A 16,330-nucleotide genomic window follows, 5' to 3' on the forward strand; every position below is an offset into this window, starting at 1 on the left:
CGCTACGACAAGACCTACTTCGACAAGATCGTCGCATCGCTGCTGCCGCTGCTGGAGAAGCTCACCAGCGGCAAGATCGCCCAGCTTCTGGCCCCGAACTACTCCGACCTGGCCGACCCACGCCCGATCTTCGATTGGATGCAGGTCATCCGAAAGCGCGCCGTGGTCTATGTCGGCCTCGATGCGCTGTCCGACGCCGAGGTCGCCGCCGCAGTCGGCAATTCCATGTTCTCCGACCTGGTTTCGGTCGCCGGCCACATCTACAAGCACGGGATCGACGACGGCCTGCCGGGCGCATCGGCTGGCTCGCGCGTGCCGATCAACGTCCATGCCGATGAGTTCAACGAGTTGATGGGCGACGAGTTCATCCCGCTGATCAACAAGGGCGGCGGCGCTGGCCTGCAAGTCACCGCGTACACACAGACGCTCTCGGACATCGAAGCACGCATTGGCAACCGCGCGAAGGCCGGTCAGGTGATCGGCAACTTCAACAACCTGTTCATGCTGCGCGTGCGCGAGACGGCTACCGCTGAATTGCTGACCCGGCAATTGCCGAAGGTCGAGGTCTATACGACCACCATCGTCAGCGGCGCGACCGACAGCTCCGATATTCGTGGAGCGACAGACTTTACGTCAAACACCCAGGACCGCATCAGCATGTCCAGCGTGCCGATGATCGAGCCATCGCACATCGTCGGCCTGCCCAAAGGCCAGTGCTTCGCGCTGCTGCAGGGCGGTCAGCTTTGGAAGGTGCGTATGCCGTTGCCGGCGCCAGACCCGGATGAAGTGATGCCGGCGGACTTGCAGCAACTGGCCGGGCACATGCGCCAGAGCTACAGCGAGGCCACGCAGTGGTGGGAGTTCACCAGCTCCCCGGTCTTGCAGGACGCGGCCTTGCCGGACGATCTGCTCGATGAGACGGCCATCGCCACACCCATCACCGGCACGGGCGACACGGCCAGCGAAGAGGCCGCGCCATGAGCGATGCCGCCTCGACTGCGCAGCGCGAGCAGAACCGCCGCCAGGGCTTGATCGTCGGCACCATCACCTTGCCGCTCCGGCTGCTCGGGGTGCTGGTCGGCTCGCTGCTGTTCTCGATCCTGATGGAGTGCATCGGCATGCACCTGTTCTGGAAAGACCAGGGCTGGCAGCACTCCCAGCAAATGTTGCAGTACGAGCTGGGGCACCTGTCCAAGCATTTCACGCGCAGCGTGGTCGTGCAGGAGCCGGGGCGAACGGCGCACGAGCTGGTGGACACGGGTTATGAATGGGTGTTCGTGCGATCAGGGCTCCTGGAGCGCATGAGCCAGACCGCCGAGCGCGCCCGCGCGCCCAGCCAGGGGAAAAACCAGGACGGAGGGCGCAACTTCCGCTACTTCATCAGCCAGGTCTATGTCTGGACGGAGAGCTACCTGATCGCCGCAGCCTTCACGACGCTTACTTTCCTCGTGCGCCTGCTGGTCCTGGCGCTCACGCTGCCGCTGATCTTCACGGCCGCTTTCGTCGGCCTGATCGACGGCTTGGTACGGCGGGATGTGCGCCGGTTCGGCGCAGGCCGGGAATCCGGCTTTATCTATCACCGAGCGAAAGCGAGCCTGATGCCGCTGGCCGTGCTGCCCTGGGTCACGTACCTGGCGCTGCCGATCTCGGTGCATCCGCTGCTGATCCTGCTGCCCAGCGCCGGCTTGCTGGGGCTGGCCGTGAGCCTGACTGCAGGGAGCTTCAAGAAGTACCTCTAGGCCATCAATCCGGTCATCCGCAGGTTCTTATTGTTTGCGGCCTGATACGCCTTTGATCGCCACGATCAAGCCATTGCTTATCACACAGGAATGGCGCGATGTTGGCTCCGATCTGGCTGCGCGCCGCGCATCGCGGCGTGCCCACTTTTCTCGTGACGGCCCTGCTGATGGGTCAGTTCCCGGTTGCCTTGGCCGAATCCCCGGCACAGCGCCAGGAGCTGGTTGCCGCGCTACGCCAGCTCGACGCGCTGGAGCGCACCATCGCGGATGGCGCTGCACACGCACCCATCCAGCCGGGCGAGCGCTACCACTTCGATTACCCACGACTGCTGGCTGATCTGGCGCGTGTGCGCGCCGGCATCCAGGCCCATCTCACACCGTCGCGCGCCCAGCCACGCGACCTCTCCGAACTGGCTGGTGAGTACCGCACCGAGCGGACCGCCCCGCCATCGCTGCCGACGACTGCGCAGGGCAGACCATGAACGGCGCCCAGGTCTCGGCATTTCAAGCCAACAGCGGTATCGCGCCGTCCGCGATGGCGACCGTTCTGGTCGGCATCGTGTTTGCGGTTCTGCTCGTCTGGGGCGTCTGGGCCATCCGAACGGCCTACGTGGGGTGGGCCGAGAACCGCCTCAACCAACGCCAGTTCCTCGGCGTCTGCATCCGCTTCGTCGCGATGTACCTCGTCATGACGTTCTTCCTCCTCTCCTGACCTGAAGGGATTGACCATGCCAAACCGCATCCTCACTACTCGTTTTGTCCAACGCGCCGCCGTCGCCCTGGGTGCCGCCGCGCTGCCCGCGCTGTCGTTTGCGCAAGGTCTGCCGCAGCTGGAAAACCCGACCCGCGGCGCCGGCAGCGGCATCATGGAAACAATCAGGAACTACGGCTACGACATCATCATGCTCGTGGCCCTCCTGGTGGTGGCGTCGATGTTCATTGGCGTGTGCTACCACGCCTACGGCACCTACGCGGAAATCCACACCGGTCGCAAGACTTGGGGGCAGTTCGGTCTCACGGTCGCCATCGGCGCCGTCCTGCTCGTGATCGGCATCTGGCTGCTCACCGAAGCCACCGGCATCCTGTAAGCGAGGACGGGCTATGTCCGAGCAACAGCATGTCCGTGCCGATGGGACAGTCACGTTCCTTCCACACCGGCTCAACAGGCACCCGGTGGTCGTGCGCGGCCTCACTGCCGATGAGTTGTGGATTTGCTGCGGCCTGTCCGGCGCTGCCGGCCTGGTGGTTGGCGCGCCGCTGTCCTGGGTGTTACGCACCATTGCCATCGCGCCGACCTTCGTTGTCCTGGGCGTGGCGCTGGGCGTTTTCATCGGCGGCGGCATCCTGCGCCGTCTCAAGCGTGGGCGTCCCGACACCTGGCTGTACCGGCAGTTGCAGTGGCGCATTGCCACGCGCCATCCGCTGATGGCCGGTTGGGTGGGCGGCCATGTGCTGATCTCGCGCTCCGGCTTCTGGACCATCCGCAGGGGCATGCACGGGGGCGCGCGATGAGCCGTTTCAAGAACGAGATCACCCACCTGCAGGCGCACATCAAGACGCTGCGCCTCGGCGCGGGTGCGCTGGTCATCGTCGCCCTGGTCATGGGCGGCGGCTGGTGGAGCGCACCGCGCGATCTGACCATCCACGTCCCGCCTGACCTACGCTCCGGCAGTACCCGCAAGTGGTGGGAAGTGCCGCCCGAGTCGGTCTATGCGTTCACGTTCTACGTGTTCCAGACCCTCAACCGCTGGCCGACGAATGGCGAAGAAGATTACCCGCGCAACCTCCATACGCTCTCGCCGTACCTCACCCCGTCCTGCCAGGCATTCCTCAAGGCGGACTACGACTACCGCCGCAGCACCGGCGAACTGCGCCAGCGGGTGCGCGGCATCTACGAAACCCCCGGTCGCAGCTATGGCGACAACCCCACGGCGCGCGTGCGTGTGATCTCCGACCGCGACTGGGTGGTGACGTTGGACATCAGCGCCGACGAGTACTACGGCGCCGAGCAGGTCAAACGCGCCCTGGTGCGCTACCCCGTAAAGGTCGCGCGGGTGGACGTCGATCCCGCACGCAACCCGTTCGGCCTGGTGATCGACTGCTACGAGGGCACGCCCCAGCGCATCAGCGCACCGGAGCCGACGCGCCCGGTGCCTGGTGGCCTGACGCCGCAAGCGCCTCAAGGAGGTAATTCCCCATGAAGCCCATGAAGCATCCTGTACTCGCGCTGCTGGGGCTGCTGGCCGTGGCCGCCGCAGTGGTCGTGTCCCCCGCTGTCCAGGCGGTGGAGATCCTGCGTTGGGAGCGCATGCCGCTGGCGGTGCCGTTGAAGGTCGGCCAGGAGCGCATCGTGTTCATCGACCGAAACGTCCGCGTGGGCGTTCCCGCAGGCGTCGGTGAGCGCTTGCGCGTGCAGAGCGCGGGCGGCGCGGTGTACCTGCGCGCCAGCGAGCCGATCGAGCCCACTCGGCTGCAATTGCAGGACGCCGACACCGGCGCGCTGATCCTGCTCGACATTGCGGCGGAGCCGCCCAAGGACGGCGAAGCCGAGCTGGAACCGGTGCGAATCGTCGAGGGCAACAACTCAACAGCGCGCTATGGCGATCAGCCTGACGGTGCCGATGCGCCCCATGCACGAGCTCAGGAGCAGGCGGGCACCCGGACGGCGCGGCGCGAAACGCCAATCCCCGTCGTGCTGACACGTTTTGCTGCGCAGAACCTCTACGCACCGCTGCGCACCGTGGAAGCCTTGCCAGGCGTCATGCGGGTCAACCTGCGCCGCGACCTCGACCTCGGCACGCTGATGCCGACCTTGCCGGCACGCGCGGTCGCGCTCGCCTCGTGGCGCCTGGAAGACCAGTGGGTCACTGCCGTGCGCCTGACCAACAGTAGCAGCGACTGGATCAGCCTCGACCCGCGCGTGCTGCAAGGGGATTTCCTCACCGCCACCTTCCAGCACGAGGCGCTTGGCCCGCGCGGAACCCCCGAGGACACCACCGTCCTGTACCTGGTGACGCGCGGGCACGGCCTCGCGCAATCGCTGCTGCCGGCGATCCATCGCTTCGACCCCGCTGTGCATCTCCCGCAGCCCAAAGCAGCAGCCAGCGACGACAGGGAGGCCCGCCATGCGCAGTAACGGACTCCTGAAGTGGCTGCTGATCCCCGTGGCCCTGCTGGTGCTGTTTGTCGCCATCCGGCTGTTTTCCGGTGGCGGTGCGTCGGCACCGCCTGTCGCGGATGGCGGCGGCAGGCTTACGCCGGAAGAAATGAAGGCGCTGGGCATCGAGGGTGACACCCCGCGCGACACCGTGGCGACGCTGGTTGCCCAGGTGAAGCAGTTGCGCACCGAGCTTCAGACCGCGCTGTCCGACAACAGGTCGCAGCGTGAGGAGAACCAGCGACTGCGCCAGCGCGAGAACGCCATCGACCAACGCATCAGTTCCGCCCTCGAATCCGAGCGCTCCAACCTGCGCCGCGACCAACAGCAGGCGGCCAGCGCGCGCCAGCAGACCGAGGGGCTGCTCGCTGACCTGCAGCAGCGCCTGGACAGCATCGGCGGGCGTGGCGGCGGCCATGCCGATTTGCCGGTGGGGCTGGGCCTGCGTGACGGCGACGAGGCCGGCATGGAAGGCGGTATGCGCTGGGTGGAGCCGGATGACGCGAAACAAAGCGACGGGCGTGGCAGGTCGAATGGCGGCATAAGCTTCCCCACCAGCTTCGGTTCCGCACAGAGCACGCTGGAAACCACAGCGCAAACCGTGGCGAACGCGGGCGCACGCGCGGCAGGCGTCAAGAGCCCGACGCCCGTCTATACCGTGCCGACCAACTCGACGCTGATGGGGTCGGTGGCGATGACGGCGCTGATTGGCCGCGTGCCGATCGACGGCACGGTGAACGATCCATACCCCTTCAAGGTCTTGGTCGGGCCTGACAATTTGACCGCGAACGGCATCGACATTCCCGATGTGGCCGGGGCCGTGTTCTCCGGCACCGCATCGGGCGACTGGACGCTCTCCTGCGTGCGCGGCCAGGTGCGCAGCATCACCTTCGTGTTCCATGACGGGACCATCCGCACCATCCCCGAGGATCGTGAGGGCAACCAGCAGAACAACCAACAACGCGACGGCCTGGGCTGGATCAGCGACCCGCACGGCATTCCCTGTGTCAGCGGCGAGCGGCGCAGCAATGCGCAGCAGTACCTCGGCACCCAGGCGCTGATCACGGCGGCTGGGGCTGGCGTGGCCTCGCTGATCGAATCCGACAGTGGCAGGGCGTCCTATGTCGGCGCCGACGGCTCCATCGGCAGCGTGGGCATCAGCGGCCAGGAAGCCGTGGGCCGGATTCTCGCCAGCGGCGTCCAGGACATGTCGAGCTGGGTCAACAAGCTCTACGGCCAGGCCTTCGCTGCCGTTTATGTGCAGCCCGGTGCCAAGGTCGCCGTCCACCTCGAAAAGCCGCTCGCCATCGACTTCGATCCCGAAGGCCGCAAGGTCGATCACCGCGCAGGAGAAAGCCATGCCCTCGAACTTGAATAGCTGGGCTCAGGGCCTGGCGCTGGCCTTGGCCGTCGCGCTGCTCGGTGGCTGCGCCACCAGCAAGGAAAAGCTGCTGACCCACGGCGACAGCACGATGATGAACATCTGGCAGCAGAACGCCGGCGACGGCGGCGGTGGTGCCGGCCAGGTAGCGCGCAGGCAGTTGCTCGATGCGCGCCAGAGCCTGCGCAGGCCGCTGACCGAGATGGACGTGCAGGCCGCGCCTGCCGAGCAGATGCGCTACACGCGCACGGCGCGCAACGAGGTCTACCGCCAGTTCCAGCGCCTGCCCAACCCCGATCTCGTGATGTACGTGTATCCGCATTTGGCGGGCACCGACCCAGTGCCGATTCCGGGCTATACGACCGTGTTCCCGCTGTACCAGCGCGTGCAGTACGCCATGCCAGGCGAGCGCGTGGAGGATTACTGATGCGCTGGAAACTCCCCAGACCGAAGCCGACCGCGCCGAAGCTGGCCGCATCCGATGCTGACGACGACGAGCAGCCGGACGGCTGGCAACGCCACGTCGAGGCACTGCGCCAGGTCGGCATCCCCGAACCCGGCACGGCGGTGCAAGGCCGCAGGCCGGCGACCCTGGCAGACGAGCAGGCGCTGTACGAGGTCGCGCCGTCGTTCGTGGAACTGCTGCCCTGGGTGGAGTTCCTGGCGCAGTCGAAAGCCATGTTGCTGGAGGACGGGCAATCGGTGGCGGCGTTCTACGAGCTGGTGCCGCTGGGCACCGAAGGCCGGGAACCTGGCTGGCTCGCGCAGGCCCGCGATGCCTTGGAAAACGCGCTGCAGGACAGTTTCGATGAACTGGATGAGAACCCCTGGGTGCTGCAGCTCTACGCTCAGGACGAGCCCAGTTTCGACCAGTACATGCAGACCCTGCGCGACTATGTGCAGCCGCGCGCCCGTGAGACGGCGTTCACCGAGTTCTACCTGCGCTTCTTCGGCCATCACCTGCGCGCGGTGGCCAAGCCGGGCGGTCTGTTCGAGGACACGGTGGTCACACGGCTGCGCTGGCGCGGCCAGACCCGGCGTGTGCGCATGGTGGTCTATCGCCGCGTGACCGGCCAAGGGCAAAACAGCCGCCGCGGGCAGACGCCCGAGCAGATGCTCAATATCGTTTGCGACCGCCTGTGCGGCGGACTGGCGAACGCCGGCATTCAGGCCCGGCGCATGGTGGCTGCGGATGTTCACGACTGGCTGCTGCGCTGGTTCAACCCGCGTCCCACGTTGCTTGGGCCTGGGGCCGAAGACAGGGAGCGCTTCTATGCGCTGGCGCGCTACCCCGACAGTACGGAGGCCGGCGAAGACGGCGAGATCGAATTGGCGAGCGGGCGGGATTTCAGCCAGCGGCTGTTCTTCGGCCAGCCGCGCTCCGACGTGGCGCAGGGCACCTGGCATTTCGACGGCCTGCCGCACCGCGTGCTGATCACCGACCGCCTGCGCATGCCGCCGGGCACAGGGCACCTGACCGGCGAGACACGCAAAGGCGATGCCATCAACACGCTGTTCGACCAGATGCCCGAGGACACCACCCTTTGCCTGACGATGGTCGCCACGCCGCAGGATGTCCTTGAGGCGGACTTGAACCACCTGGCCAAGAAAGCGGTCGGCGAAACCCTGGCGTCGGAGCAGACGCTCAAGGACGTGCATGAAGCCCGTTCCCTGATCGGCAGCGCGCACAAGCTCTATCGCGGCACGCTGGCGTTCTACCTGCGCGGGCGCGATGAGGCGGAACTGGACCGACGCGGCCTGGATCTGGCGAACGTCATGCTCAACGCTGGCCTGCAGCCGGTGCGCGAGGACGACGAGGTGGCACCGCTCAACAGCTACCTGCGCTGGCTGCCGTGCTGCTACAACCCCGGCCAGGATCGGCGCAAGTGGTACACCCAACTGATGTTCGCCCAGCACGCGGCGAACCTCTCGCCGGTGTGGGGCCGCGCCCAGGGTACGGGGCACCCCGGCATCACGATGTTCAACCGCGGCGGCGGGCCGATCACCTTCGACCCGCTCAACCGCCTGGACCGGCAGATGAACGCCCACCTGTTCCTGTTCGGCCCGACGGGTTCGGGCAAGTCGGCGACCCTCAACAACCTCTTGAATCAGGTCACGGCGATCTACCGACCCCGCCTGTTCATTGTCGAGGCCGGCAACAGCTTTGGCTTGTTCAGCGACTTTGCCCGGCGCCTGGGCCTGACCGTGAACCGGGTCAAGCTCGCGCCGGGCTCGGGCGTTACCCTGGCGCCGTTCGCGGATGCGCGCCGGCTGATCGAGACGCCCAGCGACGTGCAGACGCTCGACGCCGATGCCCTGGACGAAGACCTGCCGCCCGATGCTGTGGCCATGGAGGCAGATGAGCAGCGCGACGTACTGGGCGAATTGGAGATCACCGCGAGGCTGATGATCACCGGTGGCGAAGACAAGGAAGAAGCCCGGATGACGCGGGCCGACCGCTCGCTGATCCGTCAGTGCATCCTCGATGCCGCAGAACACTGCCACAGCAAGGATGGCGAGAAGCGCACCGTGCTCACGCGCGATGTGCGCAATGCGCTGCGCACGCGCAGCCAGGACCCGACGCTGCCGGAAATGCGGCGTGTGCGACTGCTGGAGATGGCCGACGCCATGGACATGTTCTGCCAAGGCACGGACGGTGAAATGTTCGACCGCGACGGTTCGCCGTGGCCCGAGGCCGACATCACCCTGGTCGATCTGGCGACCTATGCCCGCGAGGGCTACAACGCGCAGCTCTCCATTGCCTACATAAGCCTGATCAGCACGGTGAACAACATTGCCGAGCGCGATCAGTACCTGGGCCGCCCGATCATCAACGTCACCGACGAAGGGCACATCATCACCAAGAACCCGCTGCTCGCCTCCTACGTGGTGAAGATCACCAAGATGTGGCGCAAGCTGGGGGCCTGGTTCTGGCTCGCCACACAAAACATCGACGATCTGCCGCGCGCCGCAGAGCCCATGCTCAACATGATCGAGTGGTGGATCTGCCTGTCGATGCCACCCGATGAGGTGGAGAAGATCGCCCGCTTCCGCGAACTCTCGCCTGCGCAGAAGGCGGTGATGCTTTCGGCGCGCAAGGAAGCCGGGAAGTTCACCGAGGGCGTCATCCTCTCCAAGAGCCTGGAAGTGCTGTTTCGGGCCGTGCCACCGAGCCTCTATCTCGCGCTTGCGCAGACCGAACCCGAGGAGAAAGCCGAGCGTTACCAACTCATGCAACAGCACGGCATCAGTGAACTCGACGCGGCCTTCAAGGTGGCCGAGAAGATCGACCAGGCGCGCGGCATCGAGTCGCCGGCCTTGGGCCTGCCGCAATAGCCGCCGGAGACTGCCGTGAAACCGAAACATCCTTCCATTCCGATGCCAGTCCAGGCGCTCCGCCATCGGCGCTCGCGCAAGCGCTGGCCCTGGTTCTTGGCCGCTGGATTGATCGCGCTGCTGCTGATCTGGCTCGTGTCCCGCGCACCCAGCGAACCCGCGTCGTTGGCTCCCGCGCCGGTCAGTACCGCGCAGGTGGCCGGGCCGCCCTGGCAAATGGGCAACGCGCAGGGCCGGTTCACGCTGACGCTCTATGCCGACCTCGAATTTCCGTTCTGCCGGGAGTACTTTCCGCAACTCAAACGCTGGGTGGGCGCCAACGCGGACGTAGCCCTGCAATGGCAGCACCAGCCGCTGGCCGCGCACGAACCGGCCGCCTCTGCCGAGGCACGCCTGGCCGAGTGCGCCGCCGAAAGTGGCGGGCATGTGGCCTTTTGGCAGGCCATTGAATGGGTCTATGCGCACACGCGCAGTGACGGCCTGGGCTTGCCCGAGGGCCTGCGCTATCCCGGCCTAAACCCAGCCGTCGAGCAGTGTTTGGCCAGCGAGCGGCCCGAAACGTTGATTCGCGCTCAGGCCGAGGAAGCCACCAAGGGCGGCGTGACCGCGACGCCATCCCTGCGACTACACGATCGCCAGACCAGCCAGGCGATCCTGCTGCAGGGGCCTATCGAAGGCGATGCACTGCTGTCGGCCATGGACATGCTGGCAGCTGAGGATTCGGTCGTTTCACCCACTACGGAAATGCCTGCCGACGTCGTCGGCGACATGCCCAGGTAGCCCGCGGTCATTGAGGCTACGGCGCAGCACGCTGCGCTGACCGCTACCCGTTCGCCCCGCATCCTGGCCGCGAACGATCACCGCTGCTGCGGTGATGGATGCACCTTGTTCCATTCCCTGGAGGGCCTGCCCTCCAGGGGCATGTGCGCCCTCCGATTTCCCTGCCTGGAGGTTCGCCATGTCTGTCGTCATCAATGACTCCTGCCTGGAGTCGCTTTCCGATATTTCTGTTCAGAACGAGGACTGGATCGTCCAGCAAGCCATCGTGTTGCTGGAGCGACGGGTTTTCAAAGCAGGGCCACGTCTTGAACGGCCCGCTGCGGTCAGGGACTACCTTCGCTTGAAGCTGGTCGCCGAGCCCAATGAGATATTCGTCGTCGTGTTCATGAACAGCATGCACGACGTGCTGGCCGTGGAGCCGATGTTCCATGGAACGATCAATACGACCTCGGTTTATCCGCGTGTCGTGCTGCAACGCGCTTTGCAACTGAACGCCGCTGCGGTCATCTTCGCCCATCAGCACCCCTCGGGCACCACCGAGCCATCCAATGCGGATCGCTTGCTGACCGAGCAGTTGAAGACGGCCTTGGCGCTTATCGACGTGCGGGTACTTGACCATTTCGTGATTGGTCAGGGCACACCGTACTCGTTCGCCGAGTCTGGTCTTTTGTAGGAAGGCCCGTGGTTCACTGATCACAGCGGGGGCTTCGGCCTCCGCTTTTTTCCATGCGGCAGCACCGAACAGGTATGCGGGGTGCCCGCGATGCGCATTGTTTGTTGGGGCGGCAGCGGGTTCGCGTTCGACTATGGCTCTGATCAACTTCCAGGGCACGCGACATGCCAGCATCTTTATTCCGCTTCGCATCCGGCTGGCGAACCCTTGGCCTGGCCGTTGCACTGCCGGCATCCTTGGCCGTTTTCAGCCCAGCCACCTTCGCCGCCGATGTGGTGGTCGTCACCGACAGCCGCCACCCGGTCAAGACCATGGGTGGCGAGCGGTTGATCGAGTTGGATGAAGGCCCGCGCATCGAAGCCGAGCTTTCCGCACAGCTGCCCGCCGATCCTGAGCAGGCCACGGCCATCGTCAAGCGCCGTCTGAACAACGGCGGTGCCGACCTCCAGCGCCGCATTGCTTCCGCATACCAGGGCGTCGCCGACGCATGGAGCCTGGGCGTCACCAGCATCCCGGCGGTCGTGGTGGATCAGCGTTACGTGGTCTATGGCGAGCCGGACGTGGCCCGTGCCGTCGCGCGCATCGAGCAACACCGGAGGCCGCAGCCATGACCCGACCCTTCGAGCGGATGCGCCGCCTGCGTGCTGGCGTGGTCTCAGTGCTGCTGCTCAGCGCCACGGGCAGCTACGCCCTCAACACCGCAACCATCGTTGGCTCAGTGGCATCGCCGGACTGCCTCGAATACCGCGTCGTCGGCATCTGCTACTGGCTCTACTGCACCTGGACGGGCTGCACGGTGCGCACATCCATCAAGGTCCGCCACTACATCCCCGATGCGGTCGTCTCCAGCTACAGCAACACCGGCGAGAACCCTTGGGTCGAAGTCCGGGCGATGAGCGCGCCCAACCCATCCGCGCAGGCCGGCGGGGACGGCACCACCAACGAAGACCACGAAAACAATCTCGCCAAGTTCAAGAACGCGGACGTCATCGGCCATCCCGGCGTCGAGGTGTTCAACCAGTTCGTCTCATCGTCGGGCTACTTCTGCGAGGGCGCGGGCACGGCGTTCATGCCGTATCTGCTCAGCACCCTGGACACACTGGCCTGGCGCTACAACGTGCCGGATATGGCCTACCCGGAGGCACTAATTCCGGGCAGGCGCGAGGTCGGCGCGCGCACCACGATGAACCTGTGGGGCAACGTCTATCCGCGCGGCGGCTTCCTGCACCAGGCCGACGACCACAAGGCCGGCGCCGTGGTGGCCCAGCGCGCCGGCGATGTCGTCACGCGCCGTGGGCAGATTCACGTCTATCAGCCGCTGCTCGCCAACTCGCGGCCCGGTTACTGGCCTGCCGGCGCGCTGATGGAAGGCGATGCCTCGACGGGCAAGTGGCAGGAACTCACGCCCGTCCTGTCCTCGTCCTGCACGGTGTTCCCGCGCAGCGGCTTCCTGACCCAGGCGCAGCAGGGCGATTACGCCTGGGCGCTGTGGCGGCCCTATGCGTGCTGCGAACGTCGCGGCCAGGTATTCCTCGGCAGCGTCGATTTCCAATGAGGGTACGGCGATGAAGCGTCCTGAACTGACAAACCTCTCCACCAAGGCGTGCCGCCTGCTGCGTCCCACGGTATTGGCTGGGCTGCTGGCTGGCGCACTCGTTCTTGGCGGCGGCCTGGCGTGGGCGCAGGCCGGATTTCAGACCGGCGGCTCCGTGATCGGCGACGAAGTGATGTATTCGATTGGCGGCGGCAGCGCGGTGTCCATGGGCCGCGCGGCCGGCATGCGCTCGATCGGCGTTGGCGTGGGCTGGAACAGCAACCTGATCTGCGGCGACATGAGCATCCAGACCACGCTGCGCAACCAGCTCAACGGCGTCACCAACGGCTTTCAGCAGATCATGAGCAACGTGATCCAGAGCGCCACCAGCGCGGTGGCATCGCTGCCTGCGCTGATCATCCAGCGCGCCGATCCCGGCCTGTACAACCTGCTGACCAACGGCGTGCTGCAGGCGCGCCTGGATTTCGACCGCTCCAAGCTGACCTGCCGTGCCATGGCCGAGAAGATGGCCGACACGGCGGGCGGACAACTCGGCTGGAGCCAGATGGCCGAAGGCATGGCACTGCGCGATGCGGTGTCGAGCACGGATGCCGTGTCGGCAATTGAACAGGCGGAGACGCGCCGCGGCAACGACGGCGTGCCTTGGGTGGGTGGTAGCAATGCGGGCGGCGCAGGCCAGTCGGCCATCCGCGTGGTCGGCGACGTCACCCGCGCAGGCTACAACCTGGTCAACGGCCGCAGCGTGACCGACACATCGTCCATCGCTGCCGCCAGTTGCGCGAGTCTGTCTTGCCAGACCTGGACCTCGCCACAGCAGGCGACCGAATGGGCCACACGGGTTCTCGGCGAACAGGTGCAGCGCACTTGCGATGCCTGCACCAAGACCGAAACGGTGCCCGGCGTCGGGCTGACGCCGCTGATCCAGGAGGAGTACGAGGCAAAGCTGGAAGCCTTGCAGGAACTGGTCTCGGGAACGCGCAACACCACCTTCGAGAACCTGCGTGCGGCTGGCAGCACCTCGCTGCCCATCACACGCGGCGTCATCGAGGCGCTGCGCGACGAGCCGGATCAAGACCTGCTGGCGCGGCGCCTGGCCTCGGAGGTCGCGCTGGCGTCGGTGCTGGAGAAGGCATTGCTGCTCCAGCGCACCCTGCTGACCGGCAAGAAGGAGCCCAACGTCGCGGCGAACCAGTTGGCGGTCGAGGCCGTGAACCACGAGAGCGACACGCTCGACCAGGAAATCCGCAACCTCAAGACCGAGCTGGAGCTGCGCCGCGAGCTGGCGAACAACTCGCCCATGGCCATCATCCAGCGCCATGGCACACGCGCGGCTGGCTCACGTGGCATCTACGAAGGCGATCCCATTCCCGACCGCCTCGACCGGCTCCAGAAGGGCAATCCGGGAGGCAACCCATGAACCCGTCGCGTGCCAGCTGGCTGCGCCCGCGCTGGCTGTTCAACCGGCGCGCGATGAAGGCGCTGCTGTGGACGGTGTTGCTCGTTGCCGCCGCTGTGGGCGCCAACATCGTCGGCATTTATCTCGTCGGCAGCGTTGCCAACTGGGAGCGGTGGCTGGCGGCCACGGCAGGCTACTTTCTAGTGTGGCGGATGTGCCTGTACGGCGCGACAGCCTACGGCTGGGTCTGGATGCGCCGCCGGCTGCTGGCGCGTGAGGCCCAACGCGGGGCTGATAGGCAGGCGCGACGGCGCCTGCTGCGCAGCGAGATCGCCGGCGTCGCCGCCATTGTGGCGCTGGAAGCCAGCCTGTTGATGCAGGCCGCTTGAAGGGGCGAGGACATGACGCTTTTCACCACCGACTACTTGGAGTACTACCTGACGCTGGTGTCGTGGATCGTCCATAACGGCATCTGGGCCGTGCTGGTGGCGAGCGGCGTATTCGCGCTGCCTTTCATTGCCATCATCGTGCAGGAATGGCTGAAGGCCCGTGCGGAGGGCGCCGACGAAGGCAACAAGGGCGTGCTCTCGGCTGCGCGCATTGAGAACCGGGTGTTCGTCGCCATCGTGGTGGTGATGTTCGCCGGCATCCCATTCATCGACGTGGATCTCAACACCATCCGCTACGACAGCTCGCGCTCGGCCCAATGCCAAGTCAGCGTGCCGCAGCCCACCGATACCGGCTGGTCGCAGTCCTTCAGCACTATCAACAACCAGTCGGCGAAGGTGCCCGTCTGGTGGGCCTTTATGCACACACTCTCGCGAGCAGTGACCGGTGCCTCTGTGGCGGCGATTCCCTGCGGCACCGACTTGCGGCAGATGCGCATGGAGATCGACGCGACGCGCATCGACGACCCGGTATTGGCTCAGGAAGTGGCGGATTTCTCGCGGGACTGCTACGGACCGGCACGCGCCAAGCTCTTCATGCAGCGCCCGGACCTCGATGAGACACAAATGCACGACGTGACCTGGATCGGCTCGCGCTTCTTCACGGACACCGGCGGCTACTACGACAGCTATCGCTCCAGCACACCACGCGATGACTGGCCCTACGACAGCAACCGTGATGCCGGGCTTGCGCAGGTGGCCAGCGGTGGCGGCTATCCGTCCTGCAGGCAGTGGTGGGCCGATGGCAGCAATGGCCTGCGCGCACGCCTGCTGGGGCAGGTAGACCCAAGCCTGCTGAATCGCCTGGCGGGCTGGGCCGGCTTTCTGAGCCGAGCCGAGGTGGACGACTCGGTAATCCGCACCATCGCCTCGCCGCGGCAGCAGAAACTGAACCAGGGCAACGTCTATACGGACTACGGCGGCCAAATCGACAAGACCCTGCCAAACATCGTGACGCGGGCCACGGGCGACGTCGGCATGGCTGTCGGCGCGATTGCCGCGTTTCCCGCCATGGACGTGGTGCGCCAAGCGCTGCCCATGGTGCTCGGCTTGCTCAAGATGGCGCTGGTCATCTGCATCCCGCTGGTGCTGGTTGTGGGCACCTATGACTTGAAGACGGTCGTTACCGTGAGCGTCGTGCAGTTCGCGCTGTTCTTCGTCGATTTCTGGTTCCAGCTCGCGCGCTGGATCGACAGCACCATCCTCGATGCGCTTTATGGCTGGGGCTTCGGCTGGAACCGGCCACACGCCAACTTCGATCCACTGGTGGGGCTGAACAACGCCTTTGGCGACCTGTTGTTGAACTTCGTTATGGGGACGATGTTCATCGTGCTGCCCACCTTTTGGATCGGTGCGCTGACCTGGGCCGGAATCCGCGCTGGAACGATCGCAAACAGTTTCTCAGCAGGTACGAGGGACGCAGGCGCTGCCGGTGGAAAAGGAGCTGGCGCAATGTCAAGGAAGTTGAAGTGACGCACGCTCAAGCCGAGTGTCAGTCATCATCCTTGTACATCTCATGAGATGTGTCGTTGTAGAGATTCGGGTCATAACCCGGTGTCTCTCGAAGTTCTTCCAAGGTGGTAGGAAACTGCAAATGGAACTCTTCGTCTGAATGGCTCTGATTTGCTGCCCATCCCACAGCCACGACACAAACCAACAGCAGTGCCAGCCAGAACGCGGAATAGAGCAGTACACCGAGCACGGCCAGCTTGACCACCCACAACAGCACGGTGGCACCAACTACCGGCACGCCCCTGTACACCAACCAGCTCGACGCCCGCCGTTCGCCACGCGCATAGGCGCGCCATCCACGGCCAAAGCTACGGCCGAGGCGTTCTGCGGTGCTGATGCGGGTCGTCGTGTTCAT

At 65.7% G+C, this 16,330-nt stretch carries 19 protein-coding genes; 18 read left to right on the forward strand and 1 reads right to left on the reverse strand.

The window, feature by feature from the left end; genetic code table 11:
• The 18 genes from traD to HMPREF2924_RS24655 form a co-directional block, all read left to right on the forward strand.
• The coding region (gene traD / locus HMPREF2924_RS24570) for a conjugative transfer system coupling protein TraD (RefSeq protein WP_141765569.1) at positions 1-981 on the forward strand (981 nt) is incomplete at its 5' end.
• Positions 978-1,739, forward strand: a complete 762-nt coding sequence (locus tag HMPREF2924_RS24575; RefSeq protein ID WP_012205979.1) for a TIGR03747 family integrating conjugative element membrane protein — start codon at positions 978-980, stop codon at positions 1,737-1,739. The genes traD and HMPREF2924_RS24575, both read left to right, overlap by 4 nt.
• 98 nt (positions 1,740-1,837) lie before the next feature.
• A complete protein-coding gene (locus tag HMPREF2924_RS24580; protein ID WP_012251136.1) occupies positions 1,838-2,221 on the forward strand; it encodes an integrative conjugative element protein, RAQPRD family in 384 nt (127 codons plus the stop codon).
• Positions 2,218-2,451 carry a TIGR03758 family integrating conjugative element protein gene (locus HMPREF2924_RS24585; RefSeq protein ID WP_012205981.1) on the forward strand — a complete coding sequence of 78 codons (234 nt, stop codon included), beginning with the start codon at positions 2,218-2,220 and terminating at the stop codon, positions 2,449-2,451. Before HMPREF2924_RS24580 ends, HMPREF2924_RS24585 begins: the two co-directional genes overlap by 4 nt.
• Positions 2,452-2,467: 16 nt before the next feature.
• The gene (locus tag HMPREF2924_RS24590; RefSeq protein WP_012205982.1) at positions 2,468-2,827 is read left to right on the forward strand and encodes a TIGR03745 family integrating conjugative element membrane protein; all 360 of its coding nucleotides are present in this window, start codon (positions 2,468-2,470) and stop codon (positions 2,825-2,827) included.
• 13 nt (positions 2,828-2,840) lie between these two features.
• Entirely contained in the window at positions 2,841-3,251 is a 411-nt protein-coding gene (locus HMPREF2924_RS24595) for a TIGR03750 family conjugal transfer protein (RefSeq protein WP_023124764.1), read from the forward strand.
• A complete protein-coding gene (locus tag HMPREF2924_RS24600; protein WP_070700691.1) occupies positions 3,248-3,940 on the forward strand; it encodes a PFL_4703 family integrating conjugative element protein in 693 nt (230 codons plus the stop codon). Before HMPREF2924_RS24595 ends, HMPREF2924_RS24600 begins: the two co-directional genes overlap by 4 nt.
• A gap of 5 nt (positions 3,941-3,945) precedes the next feature.
• On the forward strand, positions 3,946-4,875 hold the full coding sequence (locus HMPREF2924_RS24605) for a TIGR03749 family integrating conjugative element protein (protein WP_026383919.1): 930 nt from the start codon (positions 3,946-3,948) through the stop codon (positions 4,873-4,875).
• Positions 4,865-6,274 (forward strand): TIGR03752 family integrating conjugative element protein, encoded by a 1,410-nt coding sequence (locus HMPREF2924_RS24610; protein ID WP_012205986.1) that lies wholly within the window; start codon positions 4,865-4,867, stop codon positions 6,272-6,274. The genes HMPREF2924_RS24605 and HMPREF2924_RS24610 overlap by 11 nt, the downstream gene beginning before the upstream one ends.
• Positions 6,255-6,704 (forward strand): TIGR03751 family conjugal transfer lipoprotein, encoded by a 450-nt coding sequence (locus HMPREF2924_RS24615; protein WP_012205987.1) that lies wholly within the window; start codon positions 6,255-6,257, stop codon positions 6,702-6,704. Before HMPREF2924_RS24610 ends, HMPREF2924_RS24615 begins: the two co-directional genes overlap by 20 nt.
• The gene (locus HMPREF2924_RS24620) at positions 6,704-9,613 is read left to right on the forward strand and encodes a conjugative transfer ATPase (RefSeq protein ID WP_023124765.1); all 2,910 of its coding nucleotides are present in this window, start codon (positions 6,704-6,706) and stop codon (positions 9,611-9,613) included. Before HMPREF2924_RS24615 ends, HMPREF2924_RS24620 begins: the two co-directional genes overlap by 1 nt.
• 15 nt (positions 9,614-9,628) lie before the next feature.
• Complete coding sequence (locus HMPREF2924_RS24625; protein WP_023124766.1) at positions 9,629-10,393, forward strand: DsbA family protein; 765 nt, start codon at positions 9,629-9,631, stop codon at positions 10,391-10,393.
• Between the two features lie 178 nt (positions 10,394-10,571).
• Positions 10,572-11,066 carry a RadC family protein gene (radC, locus tag HMPREF2924_RS24630; RefSeq protein ID WP_023124767.1) on the forward strand — a complete coding sequence of 165 codons (495 nt, stop codon included), beginning with the start codon at positions 10,572-10,574 and terminating at the stop codon, positions 11,064-11,066.
• Between the two features lie 164 nt (positions 11,067-11,230).
• A complete protein-coding gene (locus tag HMPREF2924_RS24635) occupies positions 11,231-11,677 on the forward strand; it encodes a TIGR03757 family integrating conjugative element protein (protein ID WP_008266034.1) in 447 nt (148 codons plus the stop codon).
• Entirely contained in the window at positions 11,674-12,621 is a 948-nt protein-coding gene (locus tag HMPREF2924_RS24640) for a TIGR03756 family integrating conjugative element protein (protein WP_014596090.1), read from the forward strand. Before HMPREF2924_RS24635 ends, HMPREF2924_RS24640 begins: the two co-directional genes overlap by 4 nt.
• Positions 12,622-12,631: 10 nt before the next feature.
• Positions 12,632-14,038, forward strand: a complete 1,407-nt coding sequence (locus tag HMPREF2924_RS24645) for an integrating conjugative element protein (RefSeq protein WP_008266424.1) — start codon at positions 12,632-12,634, stop codon at positions 14,036-14,038.
• Positions 14,035-14,406, forward strand: coding sequence for a hypothetical protein (locus HMPREF2924_RS24650; RefSeq protein WP_014596088.1), 372 nt, complete (start codon positions 14,035-14,037; stop codon positions 14,404-14,406). Before HMPREF2924_RS24645 ends, HMPREF2924_RS24650 begins: the two co-directional genes overlap by 4 nt.
• 12 nt (positions 14,407-14,418) lie before the next feature.
• Entirely contained in the window at positions 14,419-15,936 is a 1,518-nt protein-coding gene (locus HMPREF2924_RS24655; RefSeq protein ID WP_023124768.1) for a conjugal transfer protein TraG N-terminal domain-containing protein, read from the forward strand.
• A 19-nt stretch (positions 15,937-15,955) separates the two neighbouring features.
• Here the strand turns inward: HMPREF2924_RS24655 and HMPREF2924_RS24660 are convergent, their stop codons facing one another.
• On the reverse strand, positions 15,956-16,330 hold the full coding sequence (locus HMPREF2924_RS24660; RefSeq protein ID WP_014596086.1) for a DUF3742 family protein: 375 nt from the start codon (positions 16,328-16,330) through the stop codon (positions 15,956-15,958).

Origin of the sequence: Pseudomonas sp. HMSC063H08, assembly GCF_001813645.1 — a bacterium.
GTDB lineage: Bacteria > Pseudomonadota > Gammaproteobacteria > Pseudomonadales > Pseudomonadaceae > Pseudomonas > Pseudomonas aeruginosa.

Excerpts from the sequence above, each read along its gene's own strand:
- HMPREF2924_RS24575 (WP_012205979.1), top strand. The coding sequence starts at position 978 with ATGAGCGATGCCGCCTCGACTGCGCAGCGCGAGCAGAACCGCCGCCAG.
- HMPREF2924_RS24580 (WP_012251136.1), top strand. The coding sequence starts at position 1,838 with ATGTTGGCTCCGATCTGGCTGCGCGCCGCGCATCGCGGCGTGCCCACT.
- HMPREF2924_RS24585 (WP_012205981.1), top strand. The coding sequence starts at position 2,218 with ATGAACGGCGCCCAGGTCTCGGCATTTCAAGCCAACAGCGGTATCGCG.
- HMPREF2924_RS24590 (WP_012205982.1), top strand. The coding sequence starts at position 2,468 with ATGCCAAACCGCATCCTCACTACTCGTTTTGTCCAACGCGCCGCCGTC.
- HMPREF2924_RS24595 (WP_023124764.1), top strand. The coding sequence starts at position 2,841 with ATGTCCGAGCAACAGCATGTCCGTGCCGATGGGACAGTCACGTTCCTT.
- HMPREF2924_RS24600 (WP_070700691.1), top strand. The coding sequence starts at position 3,248 with ATGAGCCGTTTCAAGAACGAGATCACCCACCTGCAGGCGCACATCAAG.
- HMPREF2924_RS24605 (WP_026383919.1), top strand. The coding sequence starts at position 3,946 with ATGAAGCATCCTGTACTCGCGCTGCTGGGGCTGCTGGCCGTGGCCGCC.
- HMPREF2924_RS24610 (WP_012205986.1), top strand. The coding sequence starts at position 4,865 with ATGCGCAGTAACGGACTCCTGAAGTGGCTGCTGATCCCCGTGGCCCTG.
- HMPREF2924_RS24615 (WP_012205987.1), top strand. The coding sequence starts at position 6,255 with ATGCCCTCGAACTTGAATAGCTGGGCTCAGGGCCTGGCGCTGGCCTTG.
- HMPREF2924_RS24620 (WP_023124765.1), top strand. The coding sequence starts at position 6,704 with ATGCGCTGGAAACTCCCCAGACCGAAGCCGACCGCGCCGAAGCTGGCC.
- radC (WP_023124767.1), top strand. The coding sequence starts at position 10,572 with ATGTCTGTCGTCATCAATGACTCCTGCCTGGAGTCGCTTTCCGATATT.
- HMPREF2924_RS24635 (WP_008266034.1), top strand. The coding sequence starts at position 11,231 with ATGCCAGCATCTTTATTCCGCTTCGCATCCGGCTGGCGAACCCTTGGC.
- HMPREF2924_RS24640 (WP_014596090.1), top strand. The coding sequence starts at position 11,674 with ATGACCCGACCCTTCGAGCGGATGCGCCGCCTGCGTGCTGGCGTGGTC.
- HMPREF2924_RS24645 (WP_008266424.1), top strand. The coding sequence starts at position 12,632 with ATGAAGCGTCCTGAACTGACAAACCTCTCCACCAAGGCGTGCCGCCTG.
- HMPREF2924_RS24650 (WP_014596088.1), top strand. The coding sequence starts at position 14,035 with ATGAACCCGTCGCGTGCCAGCTGGCTGCGCCCGCGCTGGCTGTTCAAC.
- HMPREF2924_RS24655 (WP_023124768.1), top strand. The coding sequence starts at position 14,419 with ATGACGCTTTTCACCACCGACTACTTGGAGTACTACCTGACGCTGGTG.
- HMPREF2924_RS24660 (WP_014596086.1), bottom strand. The coding sequence starts at position 16,330 with ATGAACACGACGACCCGCATCAGCACCGCAGAACGCCTCGGCCGTAGC.